Source organism: Cetobacterium sp., from assembly GCF_048470075.1.
GTDB lineage: Bacteria > Fusobacteriota > Fusobacteriia > Fusobacteriales > Fusobacteriaceae > Cetobacterium_A.
The window spans coordinates 1-4,695 of sequence record NZ_DBGBQB010000055.1 but is presented as its reverse complement, the minus strand read 5'-3'; the positions used below and the strand labels follow the sequence as shown (position 1 = coordinate 4,695).

At 28.8% G+C, this 4,695-nt stretch carries 9 protein-coding genes; all 9 read left to right on the top strand.

Annotated elements, in window-relative coordinates:
* On the top strand, nucleotides 1-224 hold a 224-nt coding region (locus tag ACMOUI_RS01925), incomplete at its 5' end, for a hypothetical protein (RefSeq protein ID WP_418964061.1).
* Nucleotides 214-969: a minor capsid protein gene (locus ACMOUI_RS01920; protein ID WP_418964060.1), complete on the top strand. Its 756-nt coding sequence runs from the start codon at nucleotides 214-216 to the stop codon at nucleotides 967-969. The genes ACMOUI_RS01925 and ACMOUI_RS01920, both read left to right, overlap by 11 nt.
* A 3-nt stretch (nucleotides 970-972) precedes the next feature.
* Nucleotides 973-2,055 (top strand): DUF2213 domain-containing protein, encoded by a 1,083-nt coding sequence (locus tag ACMOUI_RS01915; RefSeq protein WP_418964059.1) that lies wholly within the window; start codon nucleotides 973-975, stop codon nucleotides 2,053-2,055.
* Nucleotides 2,056-2,057: 2 nt separating this feature from the next.
* Entirely contained in the window at nucleotides 2,058-2,492 is a 435-nt protein-coding gene (locus ACMOUI_RS01910; RefSeq protein WP_418964058.1) for a structural cement protein Gp24, read from the top strand.
* A gap of 16 nt (nucleotides 2,493-2,508) precedes the next feature.
* Nucleotides 2,509-3,381, top strand: a complete 873-nt coding sequence (locus ACMOUI_RS01905) for a major capsid family protein (RefSeq protein ID WP_418964057.1) — start codon at nucleotides 2,509-2,511, stop codon at nucleotides 3,379-3,381.
* A 1-nt stretch (nucleotide 3,382) separates the two neighbouring features.
* Nucleotides 3,383-3,631, top strand: a complete 249-nt coding sequence (locus ACMOUI_RS01900; protein ID WP_418964056.1) for a hypothetical protein — start codon at nucleotides 3,383-3,385, stop codon at nucleotides 3,629-3,631.
* Nucleotides 3,631-4,005 (top strand): DUF4054 domain-containing protein, encoded by a 375-nt coding sequence (locus tag ACMOUI_RS01895; protein ID WP_418964055.1) that lies wholly within the window; start codon nucleotides 3,631-3,633, stop codon nucleotides 4,003-4,005. Before ACMOUI_RS01900 ends, ACMOUI_RS01895 begins: the two co-directional genes overlap by 1 nt.
* Entirely contained in the window at nucleotides 4,002-4,502 is a 501-nt protein-coding gene (locus tag ACMOUI_RS01890; RefSeq protein ID WP_418964054.1) for a hypothetical protein, read from the top strand. The genes ACMOUI_RS01895 and ACMOUI_RS01890 overlap by 4 nt, the downstream gene beginning before the upstream one ends.
* Nucleotides 4,502-4,695: hypothetical protein (locus ACMOUI_RS01885; protein WP_418964053.1), on the top strand; the 194-nt coding region annotated here is incomplete at its 3' end. The genes ACMOUI_RS01890 and ACMOUI_RS01885, both read left to right, overlap by 1 nt.

Here is a 4,695-nt window from a genome sequence, read left to right as displayed (position 1 = left end):
TTTTTAATTCTATAAAAGTTAAAGATGAAAAAAAAGAAGCTGAAAAAGAAAAGTTGAAAGCTGAAAAAGAAAAAATAAAATCAGAGTCTTTAAAAATAAATGTTGAAACATTAATTGCTTTAAACCAAGAATTAAAAGATGATTCTATGACTAATATTTTAAAAAAATTAGCTGAAAAACTAAAAGATTCTATATTAGAGGATTTGAGCTTAGATGAAGATTAAAGAACATAAAGGATTAATGTTTCCAGAGGATATTGAATATAAATATTCAGTAGAATTAAAAAAAATAGTTAAAGTCATGGAAAAGAAATTACTTGAACTTATAATCCAAAAGAAAAATGAGGATATACCAAGTAATTATGAGGAAGAGTTTACAGAGTACATGAATGAGTATTTAACCAATGAGCTATGTTTAGGAATAGCAATAAACTATACAACACAAGCTGTTGAATATGCAATAAATCAAGTAAATGGACAAATAAAGAAAATAAAAGCAATAAATATAAAAGAGCAATTCTTTTATGATGAAAAAATTATAAAACAACAAATAAAAGAAAATGTAAAGCTTATAAAAGCTGAACCAGGAAAATATTTGAGAACTTATGATAAACAGCTTCAGAAACTTATTAAAGAATCAGTTGAGGAAGGTTGGAGTACAAAAACATTAAAAGAAGCTATAAAAAAAGCTACTGGTATTGAAGAAAATAGAGCAAATTTAATAGCTAGAGATCAGATAGGTAAAATATTTGGCCAAGCTACAAAAGCTCAATTTTTAGGATTAGGACTTAAAAAATTTGAATGGGTTACAGTTGGAGATAATAGAGTTCGTGATTCTCACAAAGAAAGGAACGGTAAAATTTATGAATGGGATAATCCACCAGATGGACAAATACCAGGAAGTGATTTTCAATGTAGATGTGTAGCTTCAATAGTTGAAAGTGAAATAATAGAACTATATGCAATTTAGGAGGTGGTTAAAATAGAAGGTTTAAGAAATTTAGAATTTAATGTAAGAAAGTTTAATCAGTTAGATGAAAATGGCTTTTTGACTATTGAGGGAGTAGCTTCAATAGCTGACAAACCTATGGAATATATAGATTTTTGGACTGGTAAAATAACAAGAGAAGTAATACCTTTAGAGGAACTTGAAAAAAGTCAAAATTTAATAGTTGGAGTACCAGTTACAAATGGACATCCATGGGATTTTGTAAATAATAAAAATGCTACAGAGCATGTTAGAGGTTCTGTTATCGAGAATCTAGGAATAGAGGATAAAAAGTTAAATATAAAAGCTAAAATCTACGATGGAGAATTAATATTAGCTATACAAGGTGGTAAAGATAAGATATCGATAGGATATATCTGTGATGTGGAAGAACAAGTTGGATTTGTAGATAGTGGTGAATCTTACACACATGTACAACGTAATATAAGATACAACCATGTAGGTATTGTAAATGACCCAAGAGCTGGAGAAGAGGCTAAAATAACTAAATTTAACTCTAAAGAACATGATTTAGCATATTCAAGTGGATTAAAAGAACAATTTAAAAAATTTAATAATAAAGGGAGTGATAGTATGGCAGTATGGAAAATTAACGGGAAAGATTATAATGAGCAAGAGCTTTTTGCAGAAGCTACAAGATTAAACTCTGAAAATGAAGCTTTAAAAGTAGAAAAATCAAAGTTAGAAGGTGAATTGGCAGTTGAAAAAGAAAATGCAAAAAAGGCTGTTGAAAAATTAAATGGATTAGAAGATGAGATTGAAAAAAGAGTTAATTCTAAAATCGAATTAATAGAAACAATAAAAACAAATGGAATTGAGATTGAAGGAATTGAAAAAATGAATGAACTTGATATTAAAAAAGCTGTTATCAAGAAAAATTCAGCAATTGATATTGAGGGAAAAGATAATAATTTTATTGAGGGAGTTTATTTAGCCTTAATGAAAAATAATTCAAAAGATCCAGTACAAATAAAAACAAATGAAAAAGATATACAAAAATCTAATTCACTTTGTGATGCTTGGGATAAATTAAGAGGAGGTAATTAATTATGGCAGATGTAGTAAATAAAGCTGGAGTTTTAGCTTATGTAGGGAGTCAGCATACAGAATATAAATATATGTGGGCAGAAGAACCAGGAGGAATACCTTTTGGAGCTGCACTAATGAGAGGAACAGATAAAGAAAAACAATGTAAACTTTTTAAAGGTTCAGCAGAAAAATTTGTAGGAATAGCTAAGGCTTATCAAAAAAATGTTTACGATAAGGAACAATATGACAATCAAACAACTGTTGAAATTATAACAAAAGGTAAAGTTTGGGTAAAAGTTTCTGAAAATGTAGAGGCTGGTGATCCTGTTTTTGTTGGTGGTAATACTGCTGGTATTTTTAGAAAATCAGATGAAGGATCACAATCTTTACAAATAGACGCAGTCTATGAAACTAAAGCTTCAAATGGACAATATGCAATAGTAAATTTAAAATAATTAGGAGGAAATACAAATGAAAGAAGTACCAAGAGCAAATATGGCAGCTACAAATCCAGTTAGAGATATTTTATCAGCTTCTCTAACAAAGGTAGTAATGGATAGAAAAGTAAAATTAGTGTTATCAACTTTAATTCCTAAGATAACAGATGTAGATGGATTAGATATTACAAAAAGAAAAGTAGAATATACAAGGGAATATTTTGATGGAACGTCTCAAATTACAAATCAAAGACCAAATACAGTTCCAACTGCTGCTACTTCATCTAAAGTTTATTCAGCTAATATATTTTGGAACTCTTTTGGTATAAGAGTAAGTAAAGAAGATAGAGATTTATTCTCTAAAGGAGTTACAAAATTTGAAAATAAATCTCTAGCAGCTATGAGAATAATGGCTGAAGGAGAAAATAGAGTTTTAAGAAACGGAGTTAAAGAAGCTGGAGGAAAAGATTTTTTTGAGTTAGAAGGAATCAATGACTATGTATCATCAGCTTGGGCTGGAAAAACAGGAGAGGAAATATTAGAGGAAATTAGAAAAGGTAGAGCTGCTCATGTTGCAGAGATGAAATTTGAATCTGACGAATTATGGTTAGATGATAAGTTATATGAACTATTACAAAAACCATATTCAGCTACAAATCCTAAAACAATAATGACTTTATTAGAAGAAAGAAAATGGTTTAAAAAAATAGTTCCTATTCCAACATTTGGAGGAGCTGCAATTGTAGAAATAAACCCAGCTAACTTTGGTTATGTTGAACCAATGCCAATTCAAATGACAGATGAATATCAGGAGGGAAGAGACGACGTATACTTTTTAGAACAACATATCTCTGAAATAATTGTATTACAACCTAAATCTATAACAAAGATATCGAGTGTGATGTAATATGAAATTAAAATTAATTAATAAAACAACTAATAATTTATGGATAGCAGAATATTGTTTTATTCCTGGAACAACTGAAACTGAAAATTTATCTAAAGAAAAAGTAGATCAGTTAAAAGATTTTTTTGAAAATAATAACTATCTAAAATCGAAAATCGAAAATGAAATATTGATTGTAGAATGGCTAGAAGAGGAGAAAAAACCAAAGAGAAAAGTTGAGAAAATAGAGCAGCAAGAAGGAATGCTTTAATGGAAGACCAAAAAAAATATTTGGAAAAAATAAGAGCTACTTATAAAGAAGCTAAAAAAATACCAGATATTGAAATAGAAACTCAACTTGATTTTTCCGAGATTTTAGTCAATAAAGATATAAAAAATGGAGATTTAGATTGTGAATTAAAGGATATGGGTATTGTGTACTTAACGTGCCATTACCTATATCTAAATTATTCAAAAACTAAAAGAGACTCTTTACAAAACTTTACAAGTAAAGAAAGAGCTACTGGAGTTTTAGGGAAAGGCTTAGAAGCTAGTCCATACGGGCAACAATATATGCTAATTTCTAATAAAAAAGAATCTGATTCAAGTAAAGAAGAAGGTTCTAGCGGAGTGATATTTCTATGATTTATAAACCTACAAATACTCTAAAAAATTTAAAGAAAATGAATGAAAGAAAAAAAGTTTATTTTCAAACTGGTGTATTTGGTAGTGATGATTCTGAAATGGTTAAAATTGCAGCTATCCATGAATTTGGAGGTCAAATAAAAGTTAAGAAAAATAGATATGTTCCAGTTTTAGGAGTAACTCTTAAGGCTGGAACTATCATAACAATGCCAGAGAGAAAATGGCTAACCATAACTTTTGAAAGGAACAAAGAAATTATAGGTAGAATTGTTAAATCTAATCTTAAAAAGATTGGAGAGGGGAAAATGACTATAGATGAATCAAATGAGATAATAGCTTTAGCATTATCAAGTTTAACTAAAAAAGAAATGGGTAATGGAGTAATGCCACCAAAACATAGAAAAGGTCAACCAATGGTTGATACAGGAAGATTAAGGCAGAGTGTAGGTACAAAAATAGATTATAAGGGTAAAACTTATGGATTAAAGGAGAAATAATGCACTATGAATTTGAACATTCCGATATTATAGAAGAATATGAGCAATTAATTTCTTATAAGAAAGTTGTAGGAAGTGAACTTAATAAAAGAGGAAGAAATGAAATAATCTATGAAGACAATGATATTTATATAGTTTATTTTCAAGTTTCTCCAATGGAATTAAATGAGAACAATGGGTTTCAAAGTGGAGA

Coding starts and splice junctions, on each gene's coding strand:
- ACMOUI_RS01920 (WP_418964060.1), top strand. CDS start 214: ATGAAGATTAAAGAACATAAAGGATTAATGTTTCCAGAGGATATTGAA.
- ACMOUI_RS01910 (WP_418964058.1), top strand. CDS start 2,058: ATGGCAGATGTAGTAAATAAAGCTGGAGTTTTAGCTTATGTAGGGAGT.
- ACMOUI_RS01905 (WP_418964057.1), top strand. CDS start 2,509: ATGAAAGAAGTACCAAGAGCAAATATGGCAGCTACAAATCCAGTTAGA.
- ACMOUI_RS01900 (WP_418964056.1), top strand. CDS start 3,383: ATGAAATTAAAATTAATTAATAAAACAACTAATAATTTATGGATAGCA.
- ACMOUI_RS01895 (WP_418964055.1), top strand. CDS start 3,631: ATGGAAGACCAAAAAAAATATTTGGAAAAAATAAGAGCTACTTATAAA.
- ACMOUI_RS01890 (WP_418964054.1), top strand. CDS start 4,002: ATGATTTATAAACCTACAAATACTCTAAAAAATTTAAAGAAAATGAAT.